At 60.9% G+C, this 17,110-nt stretch carries 15 protein-coding genes; 4 read left to right on the top strand and 11 right to left on the bottom strand.

What is annotated here, in order from left to right:
* Positions 1-9 precede the first annotated feature (9 nt).
* The 4 genes from cyoE to QQL64_RS12735 are packed head-to-tail and all read right to left on the bottom strand — an operon-like array spanning position 10 to position 3,363.
* Positions 10-903 (bottom strand): heme o synthase, encoded by an 894-nt coding sequence (gene cyoE, locus QQL64_RS12750; protein ID WP_284400213.1) that lies wholly within the window; start codon positions 901-903, stop codon positions 10-12.
* Positions 900-2,057, bottom strand: coding sequence for a COX15/CtaA family protein (locus QQL64_RS12745; RefSeq protein WP_284400211.1), 1,158 nt, complete (start codon positions 2,055-2,057; stop codon positions 900-902). Before QQL64_RS12745 ends, cyoE begins: the two co-directional genes overlap by 4 nt.
* Positions 2,057-2,626, bottom strand: coding sequence for a hypothetical protein (locus QQL64_RS12740; protein ID WP_284400209.1), 570 nt, complete (start codon positions 2,624-2,626; stop codon positions 2,057-2,059). Before QQL64_RS12740 ends, QQL64_RS12745 begins: the two co-directional genes overlap by 1 nt.
* Complete coding sequence (locus QQL64_RS12735) at positions 2,623-3,363, bottom strand: SURF1 family protein (RefSeq protein ID WP_284400207.1); 741 nt, start codon at positions 3,361-3,363, stop codon at positions 2,623-2,625. Before QQL64_RS12735 ends, QQL64_RS12740 begins: the two co-directional genes overlap by 4 nt.
* Positions 3,364-3,422: 59 nt before the next feature.
* On the opposite strand from QQL64_RS12735, the gene QQL64_RS12730 reads away from it, so the two are divergent.
* Entirely contained in the window at positions 3,423-3,638 is a 216-nt protein-coding gene (locus QQL64_RS12730) for a twin transmembrane helix small protein (RefSeq protein ID WP_284400204.1), read from the top strand.
* A 292-nt stretch (positions 3,639-3,930) separates the two neighbouring features.
* On the opposite strand, the gene QQL64_RS12725 is transcribed toward QQL64_RS12730, so the two are convergent.
* Genes QQL64_RS12725 through QQL64_RS12705 form a run of 5 tightly spaced genes read right to left on the bottom strand, consistent with a single transcriptional unit; the run spans position 3,931 to position 8,215 of the window.
* Positions 3,931-4,818 (bottom strand): cytochrome c oxidase subunit 3, encoded by an 888-nt coding sequence (locus QQL64_RS12725; RefSeq protein WP_284400201.1) that lies wholly within the window; start codon positions 4,816-4,818, stop codon positions 3,931-3,933.
* A gap of 51 nt (positions 4,819-4,869) precedes the next feature.
* A complete protein-coding gene (locus QQL64_RS12720; protein WP_284400199.1) occupies positions 4,870-5,076 on the bottom strand; it encodes a hypothetical protein in 207 nt (68 codons plus the stop codon).
* Positions 5,057-6,682: a cytochrome c oxidase subunit I gene (gene ctaD / locus QQL64_RS12715; RefSeq protein WP_284400197.1), complete on the bottom strand. Its 1,626-nt coding sequence runs from the start codon at positions 6,680-6,682 to the stop codon at positions 5,057-5,059. Before ctaD ends, QQL64_RS12720 begins: the two co-directional genes overlap by 20 nt.
* A 59-nt stretch (positions 6,683-6,741) precedes the next feature.
* Positions 6,742-7,710 carry a cytochrome c oxidase subunit II gene (gene coxB / locus QQL64_RS12710; protein ID WP_284400196.1) on the bottom strand — a complete coding sequence of 323 codons (969 nt, stop codon included), beginning with the start codon at positions 7,708-7,710 and terminating at the stop codon, positions 6,742-6,744.
* A gap of 19 nt (positions 7,711-7,729) precedes the next feature.
* Entirely contained in the window at positions 7,730-8,215 is a 486-nt protein-coding gene (locus QQL64_RS12705) for a DUF2244 domain-containing protein (RefSeq protein WP_284400195.1), read from the bottom strand.
* A gap of 358 nt (positions 8,216-8,573) precedes the next feature.
* Between QQL64_RS12705 and putA the strand changes: the two genes are divergently transcribed.
* Both putA and QQL64_RS12695 read left to right on the top strand, forming a co-directional pair.
* Positions 8,574-11,759, top strand: coding sequence for a bifunctional proline dehydrogenase/L-glutamate gamma-semialdehyde dehydrogenase PutA (gene putA / locus QQL64_RS12700; protein WP_284400193.1), 3,186 nt, complete (start codon positions 8,574-8,576; stop codon positions 11,757-11,759).
* Between the two features lie 137 nt (positions 11,760-11,896).
* Entirely contained in the window at positions 11,897-12,976 is a 1,080-nt protein-coding gene (locus tag QQL64_RS12695) for an AraC family transcriptional regulator (RefSeq protein ID WP_284400192.1), read from the top strand.
* A 21-nt stretch (positions 12,977-12,997) separates the two neighbouring features.
* Here the strand turns inward: QQL64_RS12695 and QQL64_RS12690 are convergent, their stop codons facing one another.
* The gene (locus QQL64_RS12690) at positions 12,998-13,762 is read right to left on the bottom strand and encodes a DUF4386 domain-containing protein (RefSeq protein WP_284400190.1); all 765 of its coding nucleotides are present in this window, start codon (positions 13,760-13,762) and stop codon (positions 12,998-13,000) included.
* Positions 13,763-13,980: 218 nt separating this feature from the next.
* Entirely contained in the window at positions 13,981-16,206 is a 2,226-nt protein-coding gene (locus QQL64_RS12685; RefSeq protein WP_284400188.1) for an NADP-dependent isocitrate dehydrogenase, read from the bottom strand.
* A gap of 315 nt (positions 16,207-16,521) precedes the next feature.
* Here QQL64_RS12685 and QQL64_RS12680 point away from each other — a divergent pair, with 315 nt between their 5' ends.
* Complete coding sequence (locus QQL64_RS12680) at positions 16,522-16,887, top strand: hypothetical protein (RefSeq protein WP_284400183.1); 366 nt, start codon at positions 16,522-16,524, stop codon at positions 16,885-16,887.
* Positions 16,888-17,110: the final 223 nt, after the last annotated feature.

Below are 17,110 nucleotides of genomic sequence, written 5' to 3'. Positions count from 1 at the left end.
CCACGCTTTCTACTGTAGTAATCCGCGGGAAGTTGTAGCGGATTCGATGATCCAGTGATCGGCCAACAGAAACGCGAATAATGCCATCAAGTAGACAATCGAATACTTGAACACTCGCATGGCGAAATATTCGTCCGGCGGGTTCATCAGACGAATGGCGTAGTACAGAAAGCCACTACCCAGCACGGCAGCCCCGCCGAAGTAGATCAGCCCGCTGTAGCCAGTGACAGGCGGCAGCAGACTCACCAGCACCAACAGTATGGTGTAGAGAAGGATTTGCCAGCGTGTGTAGGGGACGCCGTGGGTAACCGGCAGCATCGGTATTTCTGCGCGGGCGTAGTCATCGCGGCGGAAGATCGCCAGTGCCCAGAAATGCGGCGGCGTCCACACGAAAATGATCAGGCACAGTTGCAACGCGAAGGGATGCAGCGCACCGGTCACCGCCGTCCAGCCCAGCACCGGTGGAATCGCACCTGCCAAACCGCCGATCACGATGTTCTGCGGCGTGGCGCGCTTCAGATACGCGGTATAGACAAGCGCATAGCCGATCAGGCCGCCGAACGTAAGTACGGCGGTCAGCGTATTGACCAGCAGCCCCAGCACCAGCATCGAGACGATGCCAAGCACGACGGCGAACACCAGCACCTGCCTCGGCGTGAGTTTGCCCGTGGCGAGCGGACGTCGCGCAGTGCGCGCCATCAGCTTGTCGATGCGCTCATCGATGAGATGATTGAATGCGGCAGCCGAGCCCGAGGCCATCCAGATACCCAGCGTGCCGAACACCAGCGCACGCCACGGCGGAATACCCGGTACGGCGAGGAACATGCCGATGACTGCGCAGAACACCAACAGCGCAACGACACGCGGTTTGGTCAACTGCAAATATTCGCGAACAAGACTCATGCGAGCGATTCCGCGGCATCGAAACGCCACGGCTGCAGGCGCGCAAAATTCGCCAGCAGCGTGAACAACAACAACGCAGCACCACCGTTATGCAGCGTAGCAACCGGTAACGGCAGTCCGAAGTGTACGTTGCTGATACCGAGCATGACCTGGATCACCAACACAACGCCAACCGCAGTGCCGCCGAAGCGGAAACCGTTTCGCATCAACCGATACGAAAGCCACGCGAGATAGCAGAACACCACCAGTGCGCCGATCCGATGCGCGATCTGGATGGCGCTACGCGCCGCCATATCGAGGATACCGCCTTCATAATTGACGCCGATCTCACGCCACAACACGAAGCCCTGACGGAAATCGGTGGGCGGCGCCCACTGCCCTAGGCACGTCGGAAAATCCGTGCCGCAGGCGAGCGATGCGTAGTTGGCCGAGGTCCAGCCGCCCAACGCAATCTGGCAGGCCAGCAGCACGATACCGAACAGAACAGCTCTGCGTAGTCCTGCATAACGGTCATCCGGCGTACCGATGCCGGTATAGCGCAAGGCCGCATACGCAAGCAGCCCGAAGGTCGTCATGCCGCCGAGCAGATGCCCCATCACTACGATGGGTTTGAGCAGCAAGGTGACCGTCCACATGCCCAGCATCGCCTGAAAGATAATCACCGCCAGCGCCAGCACGCTCACCTTGGATGCAAAACGTTCGCGCAACCATAACGCACCCATGGTCGGTAGCAGGATCGCCAGCAGCGCGAGACCCGACGACCAGTCACGTTCGCCATGCAAATACAGCGTCACGCCCACCGTTGCGAATAAGGCGCTGATCAAGATGGCAAGCAGCGTGACGCGATCACGCCGCGCCGCCAGCAACGCGAGCATCAGTACAAGCACACCCAGCGTGCCGGCCAGCATGCGATGCACCTGTTCGCGCCATGCTTTGTCTGCCTCGTACGGTCGATCCGGGAACGCAGCGTTGGCTTGGGCCACGGCTTGCGCATGTTCCGGCCAGGTTGCTTTGCCATAGCAAGTGGGCCAGTCGGGGCAGGACAGGCCCGCATTGGAAAGGCGCACGAAAGCGCCGAACATCACCAGGCCGAACGCGAACACCGCCGCCAGCACAGCGAGATAAGGCACGATTTTTCGGAGGCGCAACGACATTAGCGGACAACCTTCTGCAGATCCTTGCGTAGGCCGCTAGGATCGAAGCCGGCAGGATACAGCGTCAGCGCGGTACCGTCGGATTCCACCAGCAACGCACTCACGGTATCGGGGGTGGTCGGGCGATAGGTAGCCAGCTGACCGTCCACATCCGTGCCGAGCTGCCAGAAGTTTTCCATGCCGTTGGTGGCGGCATCCGCCGGTGGCTGGCCGAGATAGAGCAGACGTACGCGCGACATGTTGTTGTTGAGCGTGATGCGCGCGGCAGCCATCTTGGTCAGGACATCCACGCAATGCGCGGCGCAATTCGGGCCGACCAGCGCGATTAGCGTGAGGCGCGGCGAACTATCGCGCCATAACCACATGCGACCATCGGCGATACGCACCCTTACGTGCTCTTGCTCGAAATTGCGCTGCGGCACGATCGGCTCGCCATAACCTTTACCGACCGGTTGCCAACCGCTGAGATTGAGCAAGGCGGCCGCAATGATCGGTGCGGTAAACACGAATACGACCAGCAGAAATTTGAGGCGGCTGGCGCGCAATGCGCGGTCGGTCGGTGGAGTCATGACTTGCTCTTGTTCGGACGGCGTTTCGTTCGATGTAGAACGAGGAAGATCACCACCGCCGCGATGGCGAAAGTGAACCATTGAAAAGCATAAGCGCGATGCCGCGCTGGCGGCATCGAAGAAAGATCCAGTGTATGCACGCGCACATAGATCGACGCCGGATCGGCGTCCAACGCCAAGACTCGCGGATAAAGCGTGGTATGCAGATCGGCAGCCACCTGATTCATATCCAGATAGATCGACGTCTTAGGCCACTGGGTTTGCTGCGCCAACGCGTTACCGCCCATTTCCAGACCGGTGCCGGGCGGTGGCTCATAGAGGCCTTGCAGGGTTTGCTGATCGGTGGGAAGCGGCGGCAATTGCGGCGCCTTGTCCGTGCCGTTACCAGGCAGAAAACCCAGATCGACCAGCAGCAGTTTGCTTTGATTGCTAGGCTGGAACGGCGCATACACTTCGGCACCGCCAAGATCGTCGTGCTTGGGGTTATCGAGCAGATAGAGACGATCGACCAGATAACGACCCTGCACGCGTACCCGTGGATAAGCATCCAGCGGCGGCTGCGCGGCCACCGCATCGAACGGCTGCACCGGCACGCTGGCCGCTGCGGCATACCGTCGCAGAAGTCCGTCCTTGTAGTCGGCGCGATGCAGCTGCCAGATGCCAAGACGCACAAAAACCAGGGCGCCAGCCACCGTCAGCAGCACCGACCACCACGACGGACGACGCATCCAGCTCACGCTGTGGCTCCGCGACAGATGGCTATACTGGCAATGTCGAGCTTCTTCAGGCCTATCACGTGGAAACCATCTACAAAGTCGCGCTGATAATCATGTTCCTGGTGGTGGTGTTCAACCTCGGCCAGGCACTGTATTTCATGATGACCGACAAAGACGGCAGCAAGCGCACGGTATGGGCCTTGACCCGCCGCATCAGCTTTTCCCTGCTGCTGATCGCCATGGTGATCATCGGCATCAAGATGGGCTGGATCCACCCCCACGGCGTGGGCCAGTAATTGTAGCGGGGCGCATTCGTCGGCGCGGGAAGCTGCGACCTTTAGCGCCGCTCTGCCTCCTCTCCCCTTCGGGGCACGCGGGGAGAGTACATGGATGTACTCGGCTCTGAGGAGCGAGGAGAGGATTGAGGTGAGGGGCCAATCTTGCGATCAGCCTTCATCAGAGCAAGCTTCGAAGCACCATCTATACAAGATTGGCCCCTCATCCCAACCTTCTCCCCGAAGGGGAGAAGGGGCAAAAGAAAAAAAGCCCGCCTTCCGGCGGGCTTTTTTGCTCTGAATAGCAACGCGCTCAGAGGATGTAAACGAACATGAAAAGGCCCAGCCACACCACGTCCACAAAGTGCCAGTACCAGGCCACGGCTTCGAAGCCGAAGTGATGATCCTTGCTGAAATGGCCTGCCAGTACGCGCAGCCAGATGATCGCCAGCATGATCGTGCCCAGGGTCACGTGCAGACCGTGGAAGCCGGTGAGCATGAAGAAGGTGCAGCCGTAGACACCGGTGCCTAGCGTAAGGTTGAGGTCCTTGTAGGCCTCCATGTACTCATGCGCCTGGCAGTACAAGAAGCTTGCGCCCAACAGCACCGTGAAGCCCAGGAACAGCAACACCTTGCCGCGATGGCCGGCCTTTAACGCATGGTGCGCAATCGTTACGGTGACGCTGGAACTAAGCAGGATCAGCGTATTCAACAGCGGCAGGCCCCACGGCCCCACCGTCTCGAAGCTGCCGCCCACGTGCGCCGGACCGTTGCCACCACCCGAACCCCACGAAGCCGCGTAATCGCTCCACAGGAACTGATGGGTCAGTACGCCATGACCGTAACCGCCCAGCCACGGCACAGAGAACATGCGGATGTAGAACAGCGCGCCGAAGAACGCGCCGAAGAACATCACTTCGGAGAAGATGAACCACATCATGCCCATGCGGAACGAGCGATCCACCTGGCTGTTGTAGCGACCGGCCATCGACTCGTGAATGACCGAGCGGAACCAGCCGAAGAACATAAGCAGGATGCCGATGAAACCGATCAGCAACAGCGTCTTGCCGAAGCTGCTCTCGCCCGGTTCCGCGTTGAGCCAGTGCGCCGCACCGAATACGGTGAGGAACATGACCACCGCGGCCACGATCGGCCATTGGCTCTTGCTCGGTACGTAGTAAATGTCTTGCTGCTGACCCATGGTCTCGTTCCCGTAGATGTTCCTGGTGACCTACGTCCCGCCGCAGCGGGGTTACTGCATGAGTGAATCGGTCACTTGCGGATGCTGTGGCGGATTGTGCTGAAGCCAGACCATCTGCAGGATCGAAAACACGAATACCGCAATAGCGATGACACCTACCACCGCGGCGGTGCGTCTGGCACGACGCAACCGCTGCTCCTGCCCTGCATCGAGCAGCTGGTGATCAAGCATCAGGCGATCAATCTTCGACGTGGCCATGCGCTAGCTCCTCGTCGTGAATCACCGGCGCCACCGAGAAAGAATGGTGCGGCGGCGGCGACGACAACGTCCACTCCAGACCCTTGGCACCTTCCCACACGCGATCGGTGGCCTTCTTCTTGGAGAACCACACGCAATGGATGATCACGCCAAGGAAGATCAGCTGCGAGGCGCCGAACAGGAAACCGCCGATCGAGCTGATCATGTTGAAGTTGGCGAAGGCCACGTTGTAATCCGGGATACGGCGCGGCATGCCGGCCAAACCGAGGAAGTGCTGCGGGAAGAACAACACGTTCACCCAGACAACCGAATTCCAGAAGTGCACCTTACCCCAGAACTCGCTGTACATATGACCGGTCCACTTCGGGATCCAGTAATACGTAGCCGCCATGATCGCAAAGATCGCGCCGGTCACCAGCACATAGTGGAAGTGCGCCACCACGAAATACGTGTCGTGGTACGCGAAGTCCGCCGGCACCAGCGCCAGCATCAGGCCGGAGAAGCCGCCGATGGTGAACAGAATGACGAACGCCACCGCAAACAACATCGGTGTCTCGAACGTCATCGAACCGCCCCACATCGTGGCGACCCAGTTGAACACTTTCACACCGGTCGGCACGGCGATCAGCATGGTGGCGTACATGAAGAAGATTTCGGCGCCCAGCGGCAAGCCCACCGCGAACATGTGGTGCGCCCACACGATGAACGAGAGGAACGCGATCGAGGCGATCGCGAACACCATCGCCTTGTAACCGAAGATCGGTTTGCGCGCGAAGGTCGGAATGATCTCCGAGATGATCCCGAACGCCGGCAGGATCATGATGTACACCTCGGGGTGACCGAAGAACCAGAACACGTGCTGGAACAGCACTGGATCGCCGCCGCCCGCCGCATCGAAGAAGTGCGTGTTGAAGTACTTGTCGGTGAGCAGCATGGTTACCGCGCCCGCCAGCACCGGCATCACTGCGATCAGCAGGAATGCCGTGATCAGCCAGCTCCACACGAACACCGGCATCTTCAGCAGATCCATGCCCGGCGCGCGCATATTGAGGATGGTGGCGATGATGTTGATCGCGCCCATGATCGAACTGATACCCATCAAGTGCACTGCGAACACCACATAGGCGAGCGATGCACTCTGCAGCGACAGCGGCGGATACATCGTCCAGCCGCCGGCAGGACCGCCGCCCGGCAGGAACAACGTGGACAGCATCAGCGCGAACGCGAATGGCAGAATCCAGAACGACAGATTGTTCATGCGCGGCAACGCCATATCCGGCGCACCGACCATCATCGGGATCATCCAGTTGCCCAGGCCCACGAAGGCCGGCATCACCGCGCCGAAGATCATGACCAGCGCATGCATCGTGGTCATTTCGTTGAAAAAGTACGGTTGCACCAACTGCATGCCCGGCTTGAACAGCTCGGCGCGGATCACCATCGCGAAGCTGCCGCCGATGAAGAACATCAGCAGCGAGAAGACCAGGTACAGCGTGCCGATGTCCTTATGATTGGTGGACATCACCCAACGCTGAAAGAAATTCTGATGCTCGTGGTGTTCGTCGTGATGCTCATCGTGGTGGTCGTGGGTGGCTGCTTGGGCCATAGCCTTGAACCTCTACCTAATGAATGCGTTTGCGTGAACTGCGTAAGCAGCCGAGTGAATCAACCTTGTGTGCCATGCGCCGGCGCGACCTGCGCCGTCGCCTGTGCCGGCGCCGCAGCAGCCGTGGACGCAGGCGCCGGTGCCGCGGGAGCGGCCGGCTTCTGTTGGTCGGCCAGCCACTTGGCGAAGTCTTCCTTGGAAACCGCCTTGACCACGATCGGCATAAAGCCATGATCCTGGCCGCACAGCTCGGCGCACTGGCCGCGGTACACGCCCGGTTCCTTGATATTGGTCCACGTGGCATTCACCACGCCGGGGATCGCGTCCATCTTCCAACCCAATGCGGGCACGAACCAGGAATGGATGACGTCGTCGGCGGTGATCACGAAGCGGATCTTGGTGTCGATCGGCACCACCAGCGGCTTATCGACGTTCAGGAGATAGGTGTTGTAGCCATCCACCTTGACCGCATACGGATCGAGGCCGGAGTTGAGCTGACGGGTGGCGTTGCTCTGATCGTCCAGCTTGGACATGAAGCCGACGTTGCTGATCGCCTTGCCCTGGTAATCGACGTAGTCGTAACGCCACTTCCACTGATAGCCGGTGACCTTCACCGTCATCTCCGAACCCGTGGTGTCGGAGAACTGGCGCAAGCCGTCGGTCGCCAGCCAGGCCAGCGTGATGAGGATGATGACCGGAATGACGGTCCAGATAATTTCGACAGTGGTGTTGTGCGACCACTTCTCGGCCACCGCACCGCGCGATTTGCGGAAGCGGAACATGGCGATGAACATCGCGCCGAACACCAGGATGCCGATCACCACGCAGACGCCCAGCGCCACGTTGTTGAGCATGTACGGCACATGGGAATACGTCGTCACGCCGGGCGTGAGATTCAACTGCCCAGGCTCCGGATTCGCCTGCGCGATACCGCCGAACAATCCAAGGGCCGCTATCCCCAATGCCCTCACTGCGTGCCTAAAACCTTTTGGCTTGATGCCGTGCTTCCCGATGCCGCCAACTGTCATGTTTGCACCTTTGTTGAACCTACCTGCGCGACTGGGATTGAATATCGGCCAGCAGCACCTTGAGTTTCCGGAATAACGCGGTGCGTTCCTCATCGGCGAGGAAAGCCCCGACTTCCAGCTTGCGTCCGTGCGACGACAACAACAATCGGTTACGTCCCTCCCCTGACTCCAGCAGCACGCGCACCCAATAGGGTTGGAAGCGCATGCAACGGCGACCTGGCAGGGTCTGCACCTCCAGCGACGTGTCGTCGAGGGTGATGCGTTCGCTGCGGTCGCCGGTCCGCCAGGCCACGCTCAAGGCGATAGCCACTGCGGAAGCCTCGATCAGGGCGAACAGTGGGGCGAACACATCCCCCTGCCACGCTCCCAGACCTGCCGTTATCAACGCCAGGGCAGCCAACACCAGGATCAGCCGACGCAAGCCGCGTCGGCTGAGCACGCGATTGGGCCGAAGCCACAATGTCACGTACGGCAGGCCGCCGAGGGCTGGTCGAAGCACGATCATGGGAGTCCGGCGTGCCTGGAACACTCCGATCATAGGCCGCGACGCCACGGCCGGCAAGGATGAGTGCAGCGTGTGCGAGTGGCGGCGAAGGACGCTGGCGTGCGAGGAAAAGTCGCCGCATGTGCAGATTTGTCGCAGAGTACGTGTCGAAACGCGGTCATCGATTTGCGATGTGCGGCGTGCGTTCCATTTTTATCGATTGCTACAAATTGTCGCGGCCAGCCGATCGGTCGGGTTCGCTTTGCTCACCCCTACCTGCATCGCCTGGTCCTTCCCTGCCCGCCATACGGATGCGCCCAGCCGGTACCCCACCGTACAATTCGCAATTCCCCACCTTCCGGCAGCGCGCCACGCCATCGTGACCCAACCCATTCTCAGCCCCGAACTGCCGACCGGCCCTACCCCGGCCCGCGCGCGCATCACCGCCGCGTGGCTCCGCGACGAAACCGAAGCGGTCAACGACCTGCTCGCCCAGGCCACGCTGCCGCCGGCGGAGCGCGAAAAGGTGATCGATGTCGCCGCGGACCTGGTCTCCCGCGTGCGCGCCCGCGCCAAGGACCAGAGCGCGGTCGAGTCCTTCATGCGCCAGTACGACCTCTCCAGCGAGGAGGGCGTACTCCTTATGTGTGTGGCCGAAGCGCTGCTGCGCATTCCGGACAAAGCCACCGCCGACAAGTTGATCCGCGACAAACTGGGCGACGCCAACTGGAAGAAGCACCTGGGCGAGAGCGAGTCGCTGTTCGTCAACGCCTCCACCTGGGGTTTGATGCTCACCGGCAAGCTGGTGAACCTGGCCGAAGAAACCCGCCACGACTTCACCGGCGCGCTGCGTCGTCTGGTCGGCCGCGCGGGCGAACCGGCGATTCGTCTGGCCGTGCGCCAAGCGATGCGCATCATGGGTCATCAGTTCGTGATGGGGCAGACCATCGACGACGCGCTCGATCGCTGCGCCAAGAAGGAATACGCGGTCTACCGTTATTCCTACGACATGCTCGGCGAATCGGCACTTACCAGCGACACCGCCGAGCGCTACCAGCAGGACTATCGCAAGGCGATCGCCGCCATCGGCGCGCGCGGTCCGTTCGCCAATCACACGGATGCACCGTCGATCTCGGTGAAGCTCTCCGCGCTGCATCCGCGCTATGAAGTGGCGAACCGCGAGCGCGCACGCCGCGATCTCACCGCCAAATTGCTGGAGCTTTCGCAGCTGGCGATGAAGCAGGGCATTGCGCTTTCGGTCGACGCCGAAGAAGCCGACCGTCTCGAACTGTCGCTGGACATCATCGGCGACGTTTTCGCACATCCTTCACTGCACGGCTGGAACGGCTTGGGCATCGTGGTGCAGGCGTACTCCAAGCGCACGCCGTTCGTGATCGACTGGCTGATCGAAACCGCGCGCGCCGCCGGCCGCCGCTGGTACGTGCGCCTGGTGAAGGGCGCTTACTGGGATGCGGAGATCAAGCGCGCTCAGGAGCTGGGTCTGTCCGGTTATCCGCTCTATACGCGCAAGCCGAATACCGACGTTTCCTATCTCGGCTGCGCGCACAAGCTGTTCGACGCGGGCAGCGAGCTGATCTATCCGCAGTTCGCTACCCACAACGCGCATAGCATCGCCGCCGTGCATCACATCGCGCGCGGACGTCCGTTCGAATTCCAGCGATTGCACGGCATGGGCACGGATCTGTACGCCGAAGTGATCGGCAAGCAGAACCTCAACGTGCCGTGCCGCGTGTACGCGCCGGTCGGCACGCATGAAGACCTGCTGCCGTATCTGGTGCGCCGCCTGCTCGAAAACGGCGCCAACACCAGCTTCGTCAACCGCGTAGTAGACGAAACGCTGCCGGTGCGCGATCTCGTGGCCGATCCCTGCGAAACCGTGCGCCGCTTCGCTTCCCAGAATCAATCAAATCTGTCGCATCCGCGCATTCCCCTGCCGGTCAATCTTTTCGGTGAACTTCGGAAGAATTCCATGGGCATCAACTTCTCCAACGACAACGAACTGAAGGCCCTCGCCGAGGCGGTCAACGCAACACGTCATCCAGGAGCGGCCAACTCATGGACGGCTACACCGCTGGTGCCGGGCGCGCAAAGCAACGGCCCGACGGTGCAGGTCACCAATCCCGCCGACCGCCGCGACAACGTCGGCAGCTATGTCAGCGCCGATGCTGCGCTGGTCGACAAGGCGCTGGCCAACGGTGTGGCCGCCCAACCGAACTGGGACCGTCTGCCCGCCGCCAGCCGCGCCGCGATCCTGGAACACGCCGCCGATCAGCTCGAAGCGCGCCGCGGCGAATTCATCGCGCTATGTGTGCGCGAAGCCGGCAAGAGCCTGCCCGACGCCATCGCCGAAATCCGCGAAGCCGCCGACTTCCTGCGCTACTACGCCACCATGGCGCGCCGCTTGTTCGGTCATCCGGAGCAGTTACCCGGCCCCACTGGCGAGAGCAATCAGCTTTATTTGAATGGCCGCGGCGTATTCGTCTGCATCAGCCCGTGGAACTTCCCGCTGGCGATCTTCCTCGGCCAGGTGTCCGCCGCACTCGCCGCGGGCAACAGCGTGATCGCCAAACCGGCCGAACAAACCAGCCTGATCGGCTACGTCGCCGTGAAGCTATTGCACGATGCCGGCGTGCCGGCCGACGTGCTGCAGTACCTGCCGGGCGACGGCGCAGTGGTCGGTGCCGCACTGACGAAAGATCCGCGCGTTGCCGGCGTGGCCTTCACCGGCTCCACGGAAACCGCCTGGGCGATCAACCGCGCGCTGGCTGCGCGCAACGCACCCATCGCCGCCTTGATCGCGGAAACCGGTGGCCAGAACGCGATGATCGCCGACTCCTCCGCCCTGCCCGAGCAGATCGTCAAAGACGTGATCGCCTCTGCCTTCCAGTCCGCCGGCCAGCGCTGCTCCGCCGCGCGCGTGCTGTTCGTGCAGGAAGACATCGTCGACAAGGTGGTCGGCATGCTCTCCGGCGCGATGGCCGAACTGAAGGTCGGCGATCCCGGCCAGCTGTCCACCGACGTGGGCCCGGTGATCGACGAGGATGCGCTGAAGATCCTCAATGATCACGCCGCACGCATGGACAAGGAAGCTTCGATGATCGCCGAGGCCAAGCTCGACCCGGCGATGACCGGACACGGCACCTTCTTCGCCCCGCGCGCCTACGAAATCCCCTCGCTCGATGTGCTCAAGCGCGAAGTGTTCGGCCCTGTGCTGCACGTAATCCGCTGGAAAGGCAGCGAGCTGGCCAAGGTAGTCGACGCCATCAACGCCACCGGCTACGGCCTGACGCTCGGTGTGCACAGCCGCATCGACGACACCGTGGAATACATCCGCAGCCACGCCCGCGTCGGCAACTGCTACGTCAACCGCAACCAGATCGGTGCAGTGGTCGGCGTGCAGCCCTTCGGCGGCGAAAGCCTCTCCGGCACCGGCCCGAAAGCCGGCGGCCCGCACTACCTGCTGCGTTTCGCGGGCGAGCGCACGCTCACCATCAACACCACCGCCGCCGGCGGCAACGCCTCGCTGCTCACCATCGGCGAATAACCGGTTTAACGCCCCTCCTCTTTGGGGAGGGGACGTCAAGAACGAGCCGCCTTGTGCGCCGCGCCAACCACCCCGGCGCCACACGTGCTAGAACACAGTTCTGCGCCGAGGCGGGTCGGCACGGGGGAAGGTCTGGCATGTCACAACTGGCATTCGAATTGCAGCATCCGCGGCGCATGTCGCCGCTGGCGGCTGAACCCGATCCGCGTGCGCTGACCGCCGACATTCCACCCAATGTATTGGTGCACCTCACCGAGCTTGCGGCCCGTCGCGGCATTTCCAGCGAGCCGTGGTTCGCCGGCCTCGGCATCACTCGCCAGCAGATCAACGACCCCACCGTACGTGTGTCATATCGACAAGCGCGCACGGTGATCGCGCGAGGTCTGAAGGTGTTGCGCGATCCCGCGCTGGGTCTGCTGATCGGCCGCAACGAAACCATCGGCAGCTTCGGCCTGCTCGGCCTCGCGATGATGACCTCGCGCAACTTCGGCGAGGCGATGAGCGTCGGCATCGAAAATCACCGCATCTGCGGCAGCCTGCTCGATGTCGATTTCGCCGTGATCGACCCGCAAACCGTCGCCGTGCAGGCGTGGCCGCGCTTCGGTGAAATCGAACTGCTGCCCTTCCTGTGCGAAGAACTGTTCTCCAGCTGCCTGGCGATCACACGCGAACTGGTCGGACCGAAACTATTGCCGGTGCGCATGGAACTCACTTATCCGGCACCCGCCTACGTCAACGAATACGTAGCGACATTCCAGTGCGACGTCCGCTTCGGCGCCCAGCACAACCGCGTTCTTATCGACACCCAATGGCTGGAACATCCACTGCCCGGCTACAACCCGCTAACGTCGCGGCAAGCGCTGGCGCTTTGCCACCAGCAACTGCGCGGCACCAGTAGTTCCGATGAAATCGTCGGCTCGGTCGAACGCCTGCTGCGCAGCCGTCTGCGCGAACACCCGCGACTCACCGAAGTCGCACGCACCTTGCATCTCAGCGAACGCTCTCTGCGACGCAAACTCGCCGACAGCGGCCGCATCTTCCGCGAAATCCACGACCGCGTGCGTGCCGAACGTGCGCTGGAATTGCTGCGCGCAGGTCAATTGAGCGTGGCCGAAATCGGTATCGAACTGGGTTTCAGCGATCCACGCGAATTTCGTCGCGCCTTCAAACGCTGGACCGGCATGCCGCCGCAAGTCGCGCGTCGAAGCATGCCCTGATCACTACCGCGAGTTTTTTTGCTAAGCGAGCGGGAATGGAGCGAACACCTCGCCTTGCGGTTCGGACATCCACATTCTCCATTTTTCGACGTTCAATCCCACGATGGCTAGCCAGAGGGCTGTCGAACCTTCGCCGGGCAAACAGGGAAAGAGAATATAGGGATACAAACGAGCATCCAGCGACGGCGCCAGGAAGCTCAGAAAGCCGTGCGTGAAGTAACAGAGCCCGGCAAGTGAAAACAGAATGCCGATGAGACGGGGCAAGAAACCCGAGCGAAAAATGAGATACCCGCCCAGGAGTTCATCAAGCCCGTAGAAGACGAACGAGATGAGCAGGCCTGCATCCTGCAACTGCAATGAAACGTACGACAAGACCTGCAGTTGTTCGGGATTGAATGCGCCCAAGTTGCTCCCTTCTATCGCCAGCTTCAACGGCACGTACGCGTTGAGCATGTCGAGGCCTTCGATAGCTGTCCCGACCAGCCCGCAACACATCGCCGTGGCTGCAACGATGACATTCACCCGCCGCATCAAGATGAAGATGATGATCTCGCCGGGTATGTTACAGAGCAGCAAGAGCAGGTGCGCCGAGAAGCCAAAACGGAACAGTGTCTCGTGCGCCAAGATGTTGTGGACTGTCGCTGCGACGTCACCGTTTACGATCAGCGCGTTTCGAACATAGCCAATATCGAACGCACCAGTCACGATCCCGATCAGAGCCAAGATGCCGGCGATTCTCGCCAGACGACGAGGAGGAAATCGTTCCGAATCAGCATGCGACATCATGACGACCTCTACATCAGGATTAGCCCGCTCGACCTATGAAGAGAGTGATTACCGTCCGTCTTGAGTCCGAAACGGACATCCGAAGCTTGCCTACTCGTGGTGTCGGCCACAAGGCCCCTTTCTAAAAACGAGCCATCGCCCTCTGTGTCCGCGAAGGTCTTATCGAGTAATAAAAAAACGGGGCCCGAGGGCCCCGTTTTTCATCAGCATAGCTTTGCTTACAACGCCGCCAACGCCGCATTGAACGTCTCGCTCGGCCGCATGGCCTTGCTCACCAGTTTGATATCCGGATGGTAGTAACCGTGGATATCGACCGGCTGTCCTTGCGCACCATTGAGTTCACCGACAATCTTTGCTTCGTTCTCGGTCAGCGCCTTGGCCAGCGGCGCGAATTTCGCCTTGAGCGCAGCATCTTCGTTCTGCTCGGCCAAAGCCTGTGCCCAATACATGGCAAGGTAGAAATGGCTGCCGCGATTGTCGAGTTCGCCAACTTTACGCGCGGGCGATTTGTTGTTGTCGAGGAATTTGCCGGTAGCTTTGTCTAGCGCCTTGGCCAATACGCCGGCCGGGGCGTTGTCGTAACTGTTGCTAAGGTGTTCGAGCGAGGCGGCCAGCGCGAGGAACTCGCCCAACGAGTCCCAGCGCAGGCAGTTCTCTTCCAGGAACTGCTGCACGTGCTTAGGCGCTGAGCCGCCGGCACCGGTTTCGAACAGGCCGCCGCCAGCCATCAGCGGCACGATGGAAAGCATCTTGGCGCTGGTGCCCAGTTCCATGATCGGGAACAGGTCGGTGAGGTAGTCGCGCAGCACGTTGCCGGTGACGGAAATGGTGTCCTGGCCCTTGCGGATGCGCTCCAGCGAGAAACGGGTGGCGTCGACCGGCGAAAGGGTACGGATGTCCAGACCGCTGAGGTCGTGATCTTTAAGGTAACGCTCTACTTTCTTGATCACTTGCGCGTCATGAGCGCGGTTTTTGTCGAGCCAGAACACGGCGGGCGTGTTGCTGAGGCGTGCGCGTGTCACGGCCAGCTTCACCCAATCCTGGATCGGTGCGTCTTTGACCTGGCACATGCGCCAGATGTCGCCAGCTTCCACGTTCTGCTCGAGCAGCACCTTGCCGTTGGCGTCGGTGACGCGCACCACGCCATCGCCGGCAATCTGGAAGGTCTTGTCGTGCGAACCGTATTCTTCGGCCGCCTGCGCCATCAGGCCGACGTTGGGTACGCTGCCCATGGTCGCCGGATCGTAGGCGCCGTGCGCTTTGCAGTCTTCGATCACGGCCTGATAGACGTCGGCATAGCAGCGATCCGGAATCACCGCCTTGGTGTCCTGCAGCTTGCCTTCGGCGTTCCACATCTTGCCGGAGTCGCGGATCATCGCGGGCATCGAAGCATCGATGATCACGTCGCTGGGCACGTGCAGGTTGGTGATGCCCTTGTCGGAATTCACCATCGCCAGCGCGGGACGCTTGGCATATTCGGCCTGGATGTCAGCGGTGATTTCGGCCTGCTTGTCGGCCGGCAGCGACGGCAGACGCGCATACAGATCGCCGATGCCGTTGTTCGGATTGAAGCCGATGCTCTTGAGCGTCGCGGCATGCTTGGTCAACACGTCCTTGTAGAACTCGTTGACGACCTGGCCGAACATGATGGGGTCGGAGACCTTCATCATCGTGGCCTTCAGATGCAGCGAGAACAGCACGCCTTGCTTCTTCGCGTCTTCGATCTGCGCATCGATGAAGCTGGCCAGCGCCTTTTTGCTCATCACCGACGCATCGATGATTTCACCAGCAGTGATCGCGGTCTTTTCTTTCAGAACGGTGTGGTTGCCATCCTTGCCGAACCATTCGATCTTGGCGACGGTCGGCTGATCCACCAGCGCGGATTTCTCGCTGCCGTAGAAATCACCACCATCCATGTGCGCGACATGGGTCTTCGAATCCTTGCTCCACGCACCCATCTTGTGCGGATGCTTGCGCGCGTAGTTCTTCACCGAAAGCGGTGCGCGGCGATCGGAATTGCCTTCACGCAGCACGGGATTCACCGCACTGCCTTTGACCTTGTCGTAGCGGGCACGCACATTCCAGTCACTGACGTCTTTCGGTTCTTCGGGATAATCGGGCAGCGGATAACCTTGGGCTTGCAGCTCCTTGATCGCCGCCTTGAGCTGCGGCATCGAAGCACTGATGTTGGGCAGCTTGATGATGTTCGCTTCCGGGGTGGTCGCCAGCTCGCCCAGTTCGGTCAGATCATCGGAGACTTTCTGATTCTCCTTCAGGATGTCCGGAAACTGCGCAAGGATGCGGCCGGCGAGCGAGATATCGCGCGTTTCCACCGCAATATTCGCCGTGCTGGTGTAAGCGGCGATGATCGGCAGCAGGGATTGCGTGGCGAGATAAGGGGCTTCATCCGTCAGCGTGTAGATGATCTTCGGCGTGTGGGGCATGGTCTACGAAACCTCTTTGGCTACGGCGTGTACTTGTTGGGGAGCGCCGCCCAGGGGGACAAGGAGACATGCGACGCAAATCACGCTAGTGGCGTCGGATCATCCAAAATCAACCGTTGCGATGGCGACCGGATCCATAAAACTCCTCATTGTCGCGTTTTCCATGGATACGGGAAAGCGCGTAGCCGCCCTCTGGGTACGTAGGGCCGCGAGGGGCAAGCGCCACGCTTGGATGGGCTAGCCCGGCATACGCCCGCGCATGCAGGTCCCGTTCCAGCTACCATCCGGCAGCTGTGCATGCCCTGGGGGAGACGCATGAACGGATTGAGCCAACGCATCGTCGATTACATTGCCGAACTGATGCCGTTGTACACGTTCCAGTTTGCCGATGGCCGCGATTGCGCGCTGTCGATGGTGGACGGCACCTTGGTGATGCCGGTGGACGAATCCGGCGCCCAGCAGGAAGAAGGTTGGGTGGCGGTGTTGTGGCAGGGCGATGCGCAGCGGCGATCGGAAGTACCCGGTCCGTTGATCGCCTACCAGGCCGCCTTGCGTTGCGCGGAACTGCATGGCATTGGTCGGCTATCGGCCGAGGTCGCGGCGCATCGACATATTCTTTTGACCCGCTTGCGCGAGATCTGCGGCGATCTGCTGCATATCGAAATGGCCACGCGTTTTTGAATGCCTGAATGATTCATATACGTGGTGTGTACAAAACCTAATGCGTAACATTTTTCGCGTCTGTCATTTCGGCGATGTCATATAACGGCGCAGCGCTGTCGCGCGAACGAGATCGACGTTTGCGTATTCATTGCTCGCGAAGCTTTTCTGATCGCAACGCCTTTGGCGCCTGATATTCACGCGCTAAATCATTAGCTTACAAAATCGGCTTTTCGCCCCCTCG

The sequence above is a fragment of the Dyella lipolytica genome, from assembly GCF_030160075.1.
GTDB classification, from domain to species: domain Bacteria; phylum Pseudomonadota; class Gammaproteobacteria; order Xanthomonadales; family Rhodanobacteraceae; genus Dyella_B; species Dyella_B lipolytica.
The sequence above is the reverse complement of the archived record's forward strand: the minus strand, read 5'-3'. Positions and strand labels throughout refer to the sequence as shown.

Bases quoted from the DNA above. Each gene is read 5' to 3' on its own strand.
- QQL64_RS12690 (WP_284400190.1), bottom strand. From the start codon at position 13,762: ATGATGTCGCATGCTGATTCGGAACGATTTCCTCCTCGTCGTCTGGCG.
- QQL64_RS12705 (WP_284400195.1), bottom strand. From the start codon at position 8,215: ATGATCGTGCTTCGACCAGCCCTCGGCGGCCTGCCGTACGTGACATTG.
- ctaD (WP_284400197.1), bottom strand. From the start codon at position 6,682: ATGGCCCAAGCAGCCACCCACGACCACCACGATGAGCATCACGACGAA.
- QQL64_RS12720 (WP_284400199.1), bottom strand. From the start codon at position 5,076: ATGGCCACGTCGAAGATTGATCGCCTGATGCTTGATCACCAGCTGCTC.
- QQL64_RS12745 (WP_284400211.1), bottom strand. From the start codon at position 2,057: ATGTCGTTGCGCCTCCGAAAAATCGTGCCTTATCTCGCTGTGCTGGCG.
- QQL64_RS12740 (WP_284400209.1), bottom strand. From the start codon at position 2,626: ATGACTCCACCGACCGACCGCGCATTGCGCGCCAGCCGCCTCAAATTT.
- QQL64_RS12685 (WP_284400188.1), bottom strand. From the start codon at position 16,206: ATGCCCCACACGCCGAAGATCATCTACACGCTGACGGATGAAGCCCCT.
- cyoE (WP_284400213.1), bottom strand. From the start codon at position 903: ATGAGTCTTGTTCGCGAATATTTGCAGTTGACCAAACCGCGTGTCGTT.
- QQL64_RS12695 (WP_284400192.1), top strand. From the start codon at position 11,897: ATGTCACAACTGGCATTCGAATTGCAGCATCCGCGGCGCATGTCGCCG.
- QQL64_RS12680 (WP_284400183.1), top strand. From the start codon at position 16,522: ATGAACGGATTGAGCCAACGCATCGTCGATTACATTGCCGAACTGATG.
- QQL64_RS12725 (WP_284400201.1), bottom strand. From the start codon at position 4,818: ATGGGTCAGCAGCAAGACATTTACTACGTACCGAGCAAGAGCCAATGG.
- coxB (WP_284400196.1), bottom strand. From the start codon at position 7,710: ATGACAGTTGGCGGCATCGGGAAGCACGGCATCAAGCCAAAAGGTTTT.